Annotated in this window: 11 protein-coding genes; 5 read left to right on the top strand and 6 right to left on the bottom strand. The window is 62.5% G+C overall.

Annotated features, from left to right (window positions below):
- Positions 1-98: 98 nt before the first annotated feature.
- From ORS3428_RS09520 to ORS3428_RS09495, 6 genes are all read right to left on the bottom strand, one after another.
- Positions 99-1,487, bottom strand: coding sequence for a DUF2142 domain-containing protein (locus ORS3428_RS09520; protein ID WP_157895947.1), 1,389 nt, complete (start codon positions 1,485-1,487; stop codon positions 99-101).
- A gap of 5 nt (positions 1,488-1,492) precedes the next feature.
- Positions 1,493-1,948, bottom strand: a complete 456-nt coding sequence (locus ORS3428_RS09515) for a GtrA family protein (protein WP_071096765.1) — start codon at positions 1,946-1,948, stop codon at positions 1,493-1,495.
- Between the two features lie 5 nt (positions 1,949-1,953).
- Positions 1,954-2,967, bottom strand: coding sequence for a glycosyltransferase (locus tag ORS3428_RS09510; protein ID WP_244507905.1), 1,014 nt, complete (start codon positions 2,965-2,967; stop codon positions 1,954-1,956).
- Positions 2,948-4,168, bottom strand: a complete 1,221-nt coding sequence (locus tag ORS3428_RS09505; RefSeq protein ID WP_071096762.1) for a glycosyltransferase family 2 protein — start codon at positions 4,166-4,168, stop codon at positions 2,948-2,950. Before ORS3428_RS09505 ends, ORS3428_RS09510 begins: the two co-directional genes overlap by 20 nt.
- A gap of 357 nt (positions 4,169-4,525) precedes the next feature.
- The gene (gene dnaE / locus ORS3428_RS09500) at positions 4,526-8,053 is read right to left on the bottom strand and encodes a DNA polymerase III subunit alpha (protein WP_071096761.1); all 3,528 of its coding nucleotides are present in this window, start codon (positions 8,051-8,053) and stop codon (positions 4,526-4,528) included.
- Between the two features lie 100 nt (positions 8,054-8,153).
- Positions 8,154-10,166: an acetyl-CoA carboxylase biotin carboxylase subunit gene (locus ORS3428_RS09495; protein WP_071096760.1), complete on the bottom strand. Its 2,013-nt coding sequence runs from the start codon at positions 10,164-10,166 to the stop codon at positions 8,154-8,156.
- Positions 10,167-10,439: 273 nt separating this feature from the next.
- Here ORS3428_RS09495 and ORS3428_RS09490 point away from each other — a divergent pair, with 273 nt between their 5' ends.
- The 5 genes from ORS3428_RS09490 (at position 10,440) to ORS3428_RS09470 (ending at position 14,411) form a co-directional block, all read left to right on the top strand.
- Positions 10,440-11,567: an S-(hydroxymethyl)glutathione dehydrogenase/class III alcohol dehydrogenase gene (locus ORS3428_RS09490; RefSeq protein WP_071096758.1), complete on the top strand. Its 1,128-nt coding sequence runs from the start codon at positions 10,440-10,442 to the stop codon at positions 11,565-11,567.
- Between the two features lie 65 nt (positions 11,568-11,632).
- On the top strand, positions 11,633-12,202 hold the full coding sequence (gfa, locus tag ORS3428_RS09485; RefSeq protein WP_071096757.1) for an S-(hydroxymethyl)glutathione synthase: 570 nt from the start codon (positions 11,633-11,635) through the stop codon (positions 12,200-12,202).
- A gap of 62 nt (positions 12,203-12,264) precedes the next feature.
- On the top strand, positions 12,265-12,732 hold the full coding sequence (locus ORS3428_RS09480; protein WP_071096813.1) for a YaiI/YqxD family protein: 468 nt from the start codon (positions 12,265-12,267) through the stop codon (positions 12,730-12,732).
- Between the two features lie 27 nt (positions 12,733-12,759).
- Positions 12,760-13,437: a DUF1345 domain-containing protein gene (locus tag ORS3428_RS09475; protein ID WP_071096756.1), complete on the top strand. Its 678-nt coding sequence runs from the start codon at positions 12,760-12,762 to the stop codon at positions 13,435-13,437.
- A gap of 101 nt (positions 13,438-13,538) precedes the next feature.
- Entirely contained in the window at positions 13,539-14,411 is an 873-nt protein-coding gene (locus ORS3428_RS09470) for a cytochrome b/b6 domain-containing protein (protein WP_071096755.1), read from the top strand.
- Position 14,412: the final 1 nt, after the last annotated feature.

Genomic DNA, 14,412 nt, shown 5'->3' with positions numbered 1-14,412 from the left:
CGGCAAGACCAGCAAGTCCGCCCCGCCTAAAGACCTGGGGGTTCCTGATCCCCTACCGGGGACTCTAAAATTAAAAGGCGCCCACTGTCACCGGAATTCTATGGCCTGATGTAAAGATGTGGGGCCGCCAGTAACATCGTCACCACGCAGGCGACCACCCAGATTGTCAGGATACCGACATACAAGGTGGGCTGGACGCTGCTTCGACCAGCCGCCAAGCCTCGGATGGCGGGTGCGAGGGCGAACAGAGGCGRCACGAAATAGCGACCCTGCACGCCGGCGATGATCGCCTGATTGGGAACGGTRCAGCTGATGGCCATGGCTAGAAAAATCAACAGGATAGAGCAGATGGCGCTCACCGCCAGCGAAAGCCGCAGGGCAGGCGACAATGGTGCGCGCGTGACGAGATCACGCCACGATGCCAAGCAAAGAAGCAACAGGGTAGAGCCATAAATCCAGGCGGGCAGCGGCGCCGMCAGGTGTCCACCCGGGCCATCTCCCCAGCYATAGTCGCCGACGAAACTACCGAAAAAATATGCAGCCCGTGCGCTCAGGGTGCGACCGATCAGCATTGGCCATGCCAAGGCGAAGTCGCGGAGCTTTGGGCCGATCGGTCCGGTCACCCCACAGCGCAAGTCCACAGAGGACGCCACGACAGCGAGTACCCACAGGGCGGCGATGGTGCACGCGCCGATCAACACGCCTAGGCCAAGCCAGCGACGTTCGCGCATTGCCTGCACCGCAGGCGCAAGTGCCAATGCCGCCATCGGTGGACGCACCGAGGCTGAGATGAAAATTGCGGTGGCGAGGAGGCTGGAACGCATCCGCGCCGCAATGTCAGCTTTCACGCTGACAGCGACGATCACGAGTGCCGCCCCATAGAGGATCGGGTCGGCCGAGTTGGACGCGAACTGGAGTAACGTTTGCGGCAGCAGCGTCAGCAAGAGAACCAGCGCCGGCAAGCCTTGCAGCCAGTAAAGGCCCAAAGCGATCAATCCAATGCCGGCAAAGCCATTGGCGAAGCGTGCCCAGAGCACCGATTGTGCGACACTGGCGCCCGATAGCCGTCCAATCTCCAGCATCACGGCCTGCGGCGCATAAAGAAGCGGGAAATAGTTGAGTGAGCCTGGCGCTTCGCTGAAAGTCTGCTTGTTCATCCAGCCGATGCGGACGGCGTCCCGATAGGCACGCGGAGCCTTCTGCGCTTTCGGCCGCTTCACCACGGGGATAAGGGCGTCGATATAGTCGGTCAACCCGGAATCGATCATGGCGCCTGTCGACCGGCCGGGCAACGTCACCCTCTGAAACGGTTGGTGGAGCAGCGTGTAGGCACGCTTGACATGGTCATAGTCGTCCGGTGCATGAAAATTCGGAAATGCAAGATTCAGCAGAATGACCGCCGGGATGGCGAGACAGAGATAGATTTTCCAGGCCGTGAGCGGGACCCAACTTGGTCCGCTAATCCACAAGCTGCCCGATACACGCACGACCGTTACCGTCCTCGCAGATAGAACCGCGGCAGTATAGCCCAGTGCGCGGCGGTAAAGTTCCAGACGAACATTGCAACGGTGACGATCGGAGTTGCTATCGCAACACGAAGACCGAGGCCGGAACAAAGGACAATCATCATGGCTACCGAAATTGGATAGGCCATGGCCACACCGCCTGCGAAGCGCCCAAACGCCTTGAAGCGAAGCGGTTCGGCAAAGGTGAACCGGCTGTGCAGCAAGTACCCGAGCGGTGTTACCGCCAGGAACGAAATCACGRTGCCCAGCAGATAATGCACCCCCACTTGATCGGCCGCGATCATGATGACGTTATGCGCGGTTGCGCAAACCACCCCTACCAGCGTGTACCGCCACCCGCGCTCCACGAGCGGTCTTTCGCGGACACCGGCATGGGATTGCTGCTCCAACTGCTCGTTCGTGGGTATAGCTGAACTAGCCATCGGCGTCAGAAAGCCCCTGTCAGTTTCGCGCGAAGGCGGCACGTGACACGCTCCCRCAACCGCGAGTCACGCAAATAGCGCCTCATGCCGCTCGGTCCGAGCGAGAGCACAACACGTGCGGCGCGAACCAAGGCCTTCAAATTGCCGCCCGRCGCGGCGGCCAGTGATACATTAACACTGATCGAAGCCCGGGCGGCAGGTTCAACCCAGCGTCGGCTGCTCGCTGGAAGCCGGGGAAGATGGCGCTCCATGACAATCTGCATTTGCGACCGGAACTCGCTAACGTCACGGGACCCGGTTACAGTCAGCGAACTGCCGTGAACCCGAAAGGCCGTCGTGATCTCGTCGTGATAGACGACTGGCCCGATACTGGCGAGCTTCACCCAGATGTCCCAATCCGGCGTATACCACAATGTCTCATCCATGCCCCCGCACGCCAGCCATGCATTTCGGCGGAATATCGGAGCGGGCACTGAGACAAAGTTTTGCACAAGCAGCCGCTCTAGCAGGAATTGAGCTCCAAGCACTTTCTCAGGCGGCAAAGGGCAGTTCCAGCGCCCAATTCGGCGGCCGTAGCGGTCAATGATGGCGGTCGGAGCCAAATGAAGCCCGGCTTCGGGCGAGCCACCGAGCCAGCGGCGAGCGGCCTCGACGCGCCCTGGCAGCCACAGGTCATCCTGATGGAGGATGCAGACGTGGTCAGCGGCCGCCAACTCGACGCCCAAATTGGTCTTCGTCTGCCAAGGCTTGAGGTCCCTTCGCTGGAGCAGCCGAAGGGGCAATCGGTGAGAAAATTGCTGTACGATGGCAGCGGTAGCGCCCGTCGGGCTGCTGTCGACAACGATAATTTCCAAGTTGCCGGTTGGCCCAGCGATCAGGGAGTTTAGTGTCGCTTCAATCCATGCCGCTCCTTCGTGAACCGGCATGACGACGGACAGAAACGGTTTTTCATCGACACAACTGCCCGCTAGAGCTCGTGCGCGGACGTCAACCGGGCGGTCAGAACACACGCCTGTCATCCAAATTATCAAGCAGCAACTTGAGCACGAAACCGGCTAGCACCATGGACATACCTGCCACGCAGGCGGTGGTGATCACAAATGTTAGGTGCACCGACTGCTCCATCGGGCCGCCAACAAAGATCCAATGYAGCGCCAGCAACACGTCCGCGACAAAACCTACCGCCGCAAGCACGCCACCAGTGAGCACCAGCCATTCCAACGGGCGGCCGTGCATCARCCAGGGCACGATTCGACCATTGTGGACTGGATGGTAAATAGCGATCGCCACCTTGGCCAGCATACCGAACAGGATCGCTGAAAGGCCAATCAGCGTCGCCATGGAAGACAGCGCGACGAAGTGAATTCCGAAATACCACCCACCGATCCGGACAGGTCCCGCAGYGAGGATCGCAAGGCCAATAATGCCAATCACAAGCAGGGCCATTCCGGGTATAAGGTACACGGTATCAGGTGCATGGGCGATGATCAGCCGCAGGTGGCGCCAGCCGTCACGGAATGAACGCAGATGGGGCCGTCGACCACGCTTGTCCGGGTAGAGCTTGATCGGCACCTCGCGGATAACCAAGCCCGCACGATGCGCGTTGATGACCATCTCCGAGGCGAATTCCATACCAGGCGAGCGTGCGCCCATTCTCCTATACGCATCGTGGGTGAACCCTCGCATGCCGCAATGAAAATCGCGTATCGGAGAATGGTGAAGCCAGCGGGCAATCGATGAAAGGACAGGATTGCCGACATATCGATGCAGCGGAGGCATGGCGCCAGGCTCGATACCGCCCGCAAAGCGATCGCCCATGACCAGTTCCGCACCACCCTCTAATGCGTCGATGAAGTCGCCGAGACTGCTCCAATCGTACGAGTCGTCTGCATCCGCCATGACAAGGTACTTGCCGCGCGCGGATTCAGCCGCTGCACTTATCGCCGCCCCGTACCCCTTGACTTTTTGGTGCACGACACGCGCCCCGAGAGACTCAGCAATCTCAACCGAACGATCGCTTGATCCGTTGTCCCCTACGACCACCTCACCCTTGATCCCCCGCCTCGCGAAGGCGTCAAGGGCCTTGCGAATGCAAATGCCGATCGTGCGCTCTTCGTTCAGGCAAGGGATAACAGCCGACACGAGAGGAACTTCCGCATCATCGGCACGCAGGACATCCAAATCGGTCTGGACCGCAGCCAAATATGACTTGTCGACCATCGCCCCGCTCCARCCCACCGTCAGCCTTGCTGACAACTAAGGCTGCTCCCCCAACGCTTCCGCTGCCTACCTACGCATTAGCAAGAACAAGTTAGTCAATGATATACAAGAGCTACGCACCGTAGGCGAGTTACAAGTTTCCGAGTACTTGGCGGGGCKCTATGCACTCGTCGTAAGAGCCACGCGTTCAGATATGCCAACCTGGTCAATCGTTGGCTTCGCACCGCGAATTTTGACGCTGCCCGACTTTCGACAGTCCGGAGATATCGAGCAGAGCCGTTCTCAGGCCAACACCAGACATGTGACCTGGCAAACGGGGCGACTCGGCTTAGTCGCGGAGACGCCCCGCGCTGGCGTCTAAACCAGCTCCACTTCGACGACACCCGGCACCGCGCGCATCGCCGATGCGACCTGCGGCGAGATGCGGTAGCGGTTGGGCAGTTCGATCTCGACCTCGCCCTGTCCGGCCTCCTTGATGAGCACGAAGCTCACCTGCCCTTCGCCCTTCGCGGCGAGCTGGTTGGCAAGGGTGTTGATCGGCTGGGCGTCGCGCACGAAAATGCGCAGCGCCTTCTGGATGCGGCTTGCCTCATCCTCCAGCGACTGCACCGTCTGGATGCGCAGGTTGATGCCTTCCGGCCGGTCTTCCGCCGAGACGGTGATCACCACCGAGCGGCCGGGCTCCAGCATGTCGCGATATTGCGCCAGGCCTTCGGAGAACAGCACCGCCTCATACTGACCCGTCGTGTCGGAAAACTGCACGACGCCCATCTTGTTACCGGTGCGGGTCTTTCGCTCCTGCTTGGTGGTGACGGTGCCGGCGAGCCGGCCGGCCGCGGCGCCGCGTTTCACCGCGACCGAGAATTCCGCCCAGTTCTGCACCCGCATCTTCTGGAGTGCTGCCTTGTACTCATCGAGCGGATGCGCCGAGAGATAGAAGCCCACCACCTGGAATTCGCGGTGCAGCCGGTCGGCGGCGAGCCACGGATCGGCCGGCGGGAGATTGAGCGCCTGTGACTGGCTCCCAAGCGAAGCGCCGAAAATGTCTGCCTGGCCGGAGATGGCGTTCTGCTGCGCCAGCGATGCCAGTCCCATCATGCGCTCCACGCCGGCCATCATCTGCGCTCGGTCATGCCCGAAGCAATCCAGCGCGCCGGCCATGATCAGGCTTTCGAAGACGCGCTTGCCGACGATCTTCGGGTCGACCCGCTCGCAGAAATCGGCGAGGCTCTTGAACGGCCCCTCGCCACGCTTCTCGACGATGTGCTCGACCGCCGCGTCGCCGACGCCTTTCAGCGCCGCCAGCGAATAGAAGATCTTGTTCTCGCCGACCTCGAAGGGACGGAAGCTGGTCATCACCGACGGCGCCACCACTTCGATGCCAAGGCGCAGCGCATCCTGCCGGAAATCGGCCAGTTTGTCGGTGTTACCCATGTCGAGCGTCATCGACGCCGCCAGGAACTCGACCGGATAGTGCGCCTTGAGATAGGCGGTCTGATAGGAAACGACCGCGTAAGCCGCCGCGTGCGACTTGTTGAAACCGTAGTCGGCAAACTTCGCCAGAAGGTCGAAGATGAAGTCGGCCTGCGCCTTGCCGACTCCGCGTTCGACCGCGCCGGAGACGAAACGCTCGCGCTGCTTGTCCATCTCGGCGCGGATCTTCTTGCCCATGGCGCGGCGCAGAAGGTCCGCTTCGCCGAGCGAATAGCCGGCAAGCTCCTGCGCGATCTGCATCACCTGTTCCTGATAGACGATGACGCCTTGCGTCTCCTTCACCAGATGGTCGATCTTGGGATGGATCGAGGCCAACTCCTCCTCGCCATGCTTTCTGGCGTTGTAGGTCGGGATATTCTCCATCGGGCCGGGGCGGTAGAGGGCCACCAGCGCGATGATGTCCTCGATGCAGTCCGGCCGCATGCCGATCAGCGCCTTGCGCATGCCGGCACTTTCAACCTGGAACACGCCGACCACCTCGCCGCGCGACAGCATGGCGTAGGTGTCCTTGTCGTCGAGCGGAATGCGGGCAAGGTCGATGTCGACGCCGCGTCGGCGGATGAGCTTCACCRCCGTTTCCAGCACCGTCAGCGTCTTCAGGCCGAGGAAGTCGAATTTAACCAGCCCCGCCTGCTCGACATATTTCATGTTGAACTGGGTGACCGGCATGTCCGAGCGCGGATCGCGATACATCGGCACCAGTTCCGACAGGGGCCGGTCGYCGATGACGATGCCGGCGGCATGGGTCGAGGCGTGGCGGTAGAGGCCCTCGAGCTTCTGCGCCGTGTCGAGCAGCGTCTGGACGATCGGCTCCTTCTCCGCCTCCTCAGCGAAGCGCGGCTCATTGGCGATGGCATCCGCCAGCTTGACCGGATTGGCCGGATTCTGCGGCACCATCTTCGAGAGCTTGTCGACCTGGCCGTAAGGCATCTGCAGCACGCGGCCGACGTCGCGCAGCACGGCGCGCGCCTGCAACGTTCCGAAGGTGATGATCTGGCCGACCTGGTCGCGGCCGTATTTCTGCTGGACGTAGCGGATGACCTCCTCGCGCCGGTCCTGGCAGAAGTCGATGTCGAAGTCGGGCATCGACACACGGTCCGGATTGAGGAAGCGCTCAAACAGCAGCGAGAAGCGCAGCGGGTCGATGTCGGTGATGGTGGTGGAATAGGCGACCAGCGAGCCGGCGCCCGATCCGCGCCCCGGTCCGACCGGAATCCCTTGCGACTTGGCCCATTTGATGAAGTCGGCAACGATCAGGAAGTAGCCGGGGAACTTCATCTTCTCGATGATGCCGAGCTCGAATTCGAGCCGTTCGCGATATTGCTCGACCGTATAGCCGGGCGTCGGCCCGTGCTTGGCAAGCCGCGCCTCGAGGCCTTCGCGCGCCTGGCGGGCAAGCTCGGCGGCTTCCGCCTTCTCGGCCGCGTCCTTGTCGGCAGCGTCGGCGCCAGTGAAGCGCGGCAGGATCGGACTGCGGTTCTTCGGATAGTAGGAGCAACGCATCGCGATCTCGACCGTATTGTCGATCGCTTCCGGCAGGTCCGAGAACAGCCGCGTCATCTCGGCCTGACCGCGCAGGAAATTGTCCGGCGAAAGCCGCCGGCGATTGTCGGCGGCAACCACAGAACCCTCGGCGATGGCGATCAGCGCGCCATGCGCCTCATAGTCCTCGCGCTTGGAGAAGAAGGCCTCGTTGGTGGCGACCAGCGGCAGCTCGTGAGTGTAGGCGAGATCGACCGTCGATTTCTCGACCATGCGGTCATAGCCCTGGATACGCTCCAGCTCGACATAGAGCCTGTCGCCGAACTGCGCTTTCAGCGTCAGGAGCCGCTGTTCGGCAAGATCGCGGCGGTCCGCCTTGAGCGCGCTGCCGATCGGGCCGCGCGGGCCGCCGGTCAGGCAGATCAGGCCGTCGCAATGCCCCTCCAGCATCCCGCTGGTCATATGCACTGGTTCGCCGGGCGGCGTCTCCAGATAGACCCTGCTGATCAGCCGCACCAGATTGGCATAGCCTGCTTCGGTGGCAGCGATCAGCAYGATCGGCGACATTTCAGGACCGTGCTTGCGCCGGTCGCGCTGGGCCTCGCTCGCCTCGCTGGCGAAGGCAAGATCGATCTGGCAGCCGATGATCGGCTGGATACCGTCCTTGACCGCCTTCTGCGCGAACTCGAGCGCGCCGAACAGATTGTTGGTGTCGGTCACCGCGATCGCGGGCGCCTCGTCCTTGAYCGCGTGGCCAATGATGGCGCCGAGCTGCAAAGCGCCTTCAAGCAGCGAATAGGCCGAGTGCACGCGCAGATGGATGAAGGTCCGCGCCGGCGCCTCCGGCTGCGCGGCCTTCACCGCTGCTTCGCGCTGCAGAGGGTCGCGTGGAAGTCGTTCATCCGCCATGGGGCTCGTGTCGCTCGTAAGGACTCAACAATCGGTGCAGATGTATTGTCCGCAAGCGCGTGATGCGAGTCCAGTGTTCGGCCCGTRCACAGCGCTGCGCTCAGGCAAATTCCATGATCACCGCGTCGACCGCCAGGCTGTCGCCGGGCTTGGCGTTGAGTTTCGCCACGACGAGATCGCGCTCGGCGCGCAGGACGTTCTCCATCTTCATCGCCTCGACCACGGCCAGCGTCTCGCCGGCCTTGACCTCCTGTCCTTCCGCGACGGCGATCGACACGACGAGGCCGGGCATCGGGCAGAGCAGCATTTTCGAGGTATCCGGTGGCAGCTTCTCCGGCATCAGCCGTTCAAGCTCTGCCGTGCGCGGCAGCATGGCGCGCGCGGTCACCGACATGCCTCTCCACGCGATGCGGAGGCCGTTCAGCACCGGCCGGATCTGCGCCGCGATCCTGCTGCCGCCGACCGTGCCGCGCCAGATCGCGTCGCCCGGCCGCCAGTCGGAAGCGACCGTCAGCGACTCGCCGCCATCGATCGACAGATCGATCTCCATCGGGATCGAAACCATGCCGTCGACGATGCTGGCGGAGAGATAGTCCGTCCCGATCTTCACCACCCAGTCGCGCTTGAGATGGCCGGAATGCGGCGCCAGCCGCCCACCGAGGCGATCGAGCCGGTCCCGGCGCAGCAACTCGATCGCGGTAGCGATCGCGRCAAACACCGCTCTTTCCTCACCATCCGGTCGGACCGGCAAGAAGCCCTCAGGATACTCCTCGGCGATGAAGCCGGTCGAAAGCCGCCCCTCGCGCCAGCGCGGATGCTGCATCAGTGCCGAAAGGAAAGGGATGTTGTGCTCGATGCCGTCGACGACGAAGCTGTCGAGGGCCTCCGACATGGCGTCTATCGCCGCCGGCCGGTTCGGCGCCCAGGTGCAGAGCTTCGCCACCATCGGGTCGTAGAACATCGAGATTTCGGAACCTTCGGTGACGCCGGTGTCGTTGCGGATCACGACATCGCCGAAAGTGCCTTCTTCCGGCGGCCGGTAGCGCGTCAACCGGCCGATCGAGGGCAGGAAGTTGCGGAAGGGATCCTCGGCATAGAGACGGCTTTCCACCGCCCAGCCGTTGAGCTTCACCTCGCTCTGCCTGATGCCGAGCTTTTCCCCGGCGGCAATACGGATCATCTGCTCGACCAGGTCGATGCCGGTGACGAACTCGGTCACCGGATGCTCGACCTGCAGTCTCGTATTCATTTCAAGGAAATAGAAGTTCTTGTCCTTGTCGACGATGAACTCGACCGTGCCGGCGCTCTGGTAATCGACTGCCTTCGCCAGCGCCACCGCTTGCTCGCCCATGGCCTTGCGTGTCTTTGCGTCGAGGAATGGCGATGGCGCTTCCTCGACGACTTTCTGGTTGCGGCGCTGGATCGAGCATTCGCGCTCGCCGAGATAGATTGCGTTGCCATGCGCGTCGGCCAGCACCTGGATCTCGATATGACGCGGGTCGACAACGAATTTCTCGATGAAGACACGGTCATCGCCAAAGGAGCTTTTCGCTTCCGAACGCGCGCGCTCGAAGCCGTCGCGCACCTCAGCTTTGTTCCAGGCGATGCGCATGCCCTTGCCGCCGCCGCCGGCCGAGGCCTTGATCATGACCGGATAGCCGATCTCGCCGGCGATCCTTTCGGCATGGTCGGCAGTCTCGATGACGCCCAGCCAGCCGGGCACCGTCGACACCTTGGCCTGGCTTGCGAATTTCTTCGATTCGATCTTGTCGCCCATCGCGCGGATGGCCTTGGGCTTCGGTCCGATGAAGACGATGCCTTCCTTTTCCAGTGCTTCGCAGAAGGAGGCGCGCTCCGACAGGAAGCCGTAGCCGGGATGAACCGCCTCGGCGCCGGTCTCCTTGCAGGCGGCGATGATCTTCTCGGCAACCAGGTAGCTCTGCGCGGCGGGCGACGGGCCGATATGCACGGCCTCGTCGGCCATTTCGACATGCACGGCATCGCGATCGGCGTCCGAATAGACCGCGACCGTGGCAATCCCCATCTTGCGCGCCGTCTTGATCACGCGACAGGCGATCTCGCCGCGATTGGCGATCAGAATCTTCTTGAACATTCGGATGTCATACCTCCGGCGAAGCCGTCCAGTTCTATGGACAATTCCGGCGCGTCTCAAGTGTCTGGAGACCTGCCCTTGGTGCCCCCCGATACCGACTGCAGAAACAGCGTCGAAAAAGGTCGCAAGAGGCGTTGGCCGCAATCGCCGAAGCCTATAAGGTGATATCGGGGCTTGCGACGGAGGACCGGTGGGCATTTTCGCCTGGCCCGGGTCGACTCTGCCTTTCGGCCACAAATATCAACTTGTCGATTGCCTTGGGAGGAATGCCTCATGAAAACGCGTGCCGCAGTAGCCGTTGGTGCCGGAAAGCCGCTGGAGATCATGGAGGTGGACCTCGAAGGGCCGCGGGACGGCGAGGTCCTGGTCGAGGTGAAGGCGACCGGTATCTGCCACACCGACGAGTTCACGCTTTCGGGCGCCGATCCGGAAGGTATCTTCCCGGCGATCCTCGGCCATGAAGGCGCGGGCATTGTGGTCGACGTCGGCAAGGGCGTGACCTCGGTCAAGAAGGGCGACCACGTCATCCCGCTCTACACGCCAGAATGCCGGCAGTGCCCGTCCTGCCTGTCGAGAAAGACCAATCTCTGCACCGCCATCCGCGCCACGCAGGGGCAAGGCTTGATGCCGGACGGCACCTCGCGCTTCTCGGTCGGCGGCGAGAAGCTGTTCCACTATATGGGCTGCTCGACCTTCTCCAACTTCACCGTGCTGCCGGAGATTGCGGTCGCCAAGGTCAACCCGGACGCCCCCTTCGACAAGATCTGCTATATCGGCTGCGGCGTCACCACCGGCATCGGCGCCGTCATCAACACCGCCAAAGTCGAGCAGGGTGCGACGGCGGTCGTCTTCGGCCTCGGYGGCATCGGCTTGAATGTCATCCAGGGGCTGAGGCTTGCAGGCGCCGACATGATCATCGGCGTCGACATCAACAACGACAAAAAGGCCTGGGGCGAGAAGTTCGGGATGACGCATTTCGTCAATCCGAAGGAGATCGAAGGCGACATCGTCCTCTACCTCGTCAACATGACCAAGCGCGGCGCCGACCAGATCGGCGGCGCCGACTACACCTTCGACTGCACCGGCAACACCAAGGTGATGCGCCAGGCGCTGGAAGCCTCGCATCGCGGCTGGGGCAAGTCGGTGATCATCGGCGTCGCCGGCGCCGGCCAGGAGATTTCGACAAGGCCGTTCCAGCTGGTCACCGGTCGCACCTGGATGGGCACCGCCTTCGGCGGCGCGCGCGGCCGCACCGACGTGCCGAAGATCGTTGACTGGTACATGGACAAAAAGATCCAGATCGACCCGATGATCACGCATACGCTGAAGCTCGAGGACATCAACAAGGGCTTCGATCTCATGCATGAGGGCAAGTCGATCCGGAGCGTCGTGGTTTACTGAGGAAAGCCGCGGGTCGCAGGCCTCATGCCGGCGACCTCTGTGGTTCAACATGGGAGGAAGTACGAATGGCGGAAAAACTGCATCCGAAGATTGACAATGGCCTGCCCAAGGAAAGCGCAAGCTTCACCGGCGGCACGCTGGTCTGCGCCTGCACCAGCAATCCGGTGAGGGTGAGGGTCAAGGGCCAGATCGCCCACAATCATGCCTGCGGCTGCACCAAATGCTGGAAGCCGGAAGGCGCGGTGTTTTCGGTCGTGGCGGTCGCCGGCAGCGGCGATGTCACCGTCGCCGAGAATGGCGACAAGCTGAAGGTGGTGGATCCGGCGGCGCTGATCCAGCGCCACGCCTGCACAAGCTGCGGCGTCCACATGTACGGCCCGGTCGAGCGCGACCATCCCTTCAAGGGCCTGTCCTTCATCCATCCCGAACGCTTCGAGGAGGACGGCTGGTCGCCTCCGGGCTTCGCCGCCTTCGTGTCGTCGATCATCGAATCCGGCGTCGACCCGACGCGCATGGACGGCATCCGCGCCCAGCTGAAGTCGATCGGGCTCGAACCCTATGACTGCCTCAACCCCGGCTTGATGGACTATATCGCGACCTGGACGGCGAAGAAGTCCGGCGCTCTGCCGGCCTGACAGTTCCGAGCTTCCTGGCAAGGGGCCGGCCAACGCCGGCCTTTTGCATGTTTGGAGAATCGATGCCCGCGCCCATCATCTACGTCGATGCCGACGCTTGCCCGGTGAAGGCCGAGGTGGAAAAGGTGGCGGAGCGCCATGGCGTCATGGTCACCTATGTCTCGAATGGCGGCTTACGTCCCTCGCGCGATCCGATGATCCGCAACGTCGTCGTTTCCAAGGGCGCGGATGCCGCGGACGACTGGATCGTCGAGAACGCAAGGCCCAATGATGTCGTGGTGACGGCCGATATCCCGCTTGCGGCGCGCACGGTTGCGCTCGGCGCGCATGTTCTGGGGCCGACGGGCCGCCCCTTCACGCCCGAAACCATCGGCATGGCGGTGGCGATGCGCGATCTCAAGCAGCATCTGCGCGAGACCGGCGAGAGCCGCGGCTTCAACGCCGCCTTCACCCAAAAGGACAGGTCGCAATTCCTCGGCGAGCTCGACCGCATCTTGCGGCGCGCCTTGAAATCCGCCACACCGGGCTGATCCGAACGCCATTCGGAGGGCCGGGCCATGGGTGACGACACATCCGTCAACACGCCGATGCATCGGCACATGCCGTTCGTCTTATCCGCAGCCTTTGGCATCGTCGCGCTGCTGCTTGCGTTGCTGCTGCGCATGCCACTCGCCTATTCGATCGGCGCCAATGTGTTCTTCGCCACCTACATCGTTCTGGTTCTCAGGATGATGCCGAGGCTCACCGGCCGCTATCTTAGCAAGAACGCACGCGCCACCGACCTTCCGGTTTTCCTGATCTTTGCCATTACCCTCTTTGTCGTCGGCATCGCCACCGTTTCGCTCTTCCAGCTGATCAACCAGAAGGAAAGCGCGCACCCGCTGGAGCTCGGCTTCGCGATGCTGTCGATCCCGCTTGGCTGGTTCACGATCCACGCCATGGCGTCGCTGCATTACGCGCATGTCTATTGGATGGACGGCGTTGAGATCGACGAGAAAACCAACAAGAAGGTGYCGGTCGGCGGTCTCGATTTCCCGGGCGACAGGCATCCGGAAGGCTGGGATTTCCTTTATTTCGCGACCGTCATCGGCATGACCGCGCAGACGGCCGACACCRCCATCACGACCCCGCGCATGCGCGTTGTCGTGCTTATCCATTCGATCCTTTCCTTCTTCTTCAACACGGTGATCGTCGCGGCGGCGGTCAATCTCGCGGTAAGCCTGGGCGCTCCGTAATAAATCCGTGATCGCATGAAACATTGCCTTGTGCGGTAACGTATTGGGGAAAGACAATGAGCTGACGAGGCCGCGTCGTACGATGCGGTTGGAGGACTAAAATGGACTCTGCCGGCACGAGCCAACCCGCCGCCCAGGCGGACGCGAAGGGCAAAACCCTCATCTACCGGCAGTCGCGGTGGACGCGGCTGACCCACTGGCTGTGGGCATTCTCGCTCTTCTTCATGCTGCTTTCCGGCCTGCAGATCTTCAACGCGCGTCCGCAGCTCTATATCGGCAAGCAGTCCGGCTTCGAGTTCAACAACACGATCCTCCAAATTGGCGCCGAGGACACCGACAACGGGCCGCGCGGCTATACAGAGATCTTCGGCCATCGCTTCGACACCACCGGCGTGCTGGGCTGGTCCGGCCCTCCGGGCCAGGAGACGCCGCGCGCCTTCCCGGCCTGGGCGACGATCCCGTCCTACTACGACCTCGGTACCGCCCGCGTCGTGCATTTCTTCTTCGCCTGGGTGCTTTCCGCCACCTTGCTGGTCTGGCTGGTCGCGAGCCTGATCAACGGCCATATCCGTCGCGATCTTGCGCCGCGTGTGGATGATCTGCGCAAGCTGCCGCGGGATATCGTCGACCACGCGAAGCTGAAGTTCCACCACACGCGCGAATACAACACGCTGCAGAAGCTGGCCTATGGCGGGGTGCTGTTCGTACTGTTGCCCCTGATGATCATCACCGGCCTTGCCATGTCGCCAAGCATGAATTCGGTGCTGCCGTGGCTCAACGAAATCCTCGGCGGCCGGCAGACGGCGCGCACCATCCACTTCACCGTCATGGTGCTGCTCGTCCTCTTCTTCATCATCCACATGCYGATGATCGTTGCAGCCGGCCCGATCAACGAGCTGCGCTCGATCATCACCGGCTGGTACCGCACCGATCCGCCAGCGAAGCACGACCAGCCGGCCGGAAGGAGCGTCTGAC

The sequence above is a fragment of the Mesorhizobium sp. ORS 3428 genome (genome assembly GCF_001854785.1).
GTDB lineage: Bacteria > Pseudomonadota > Alphaproteobacteria > Rhizobiales > Rhizobiaceae > Mesorhizobium.
This window is presented reverse-complemented; position numbering and strand designations above follow the sequence as displayed.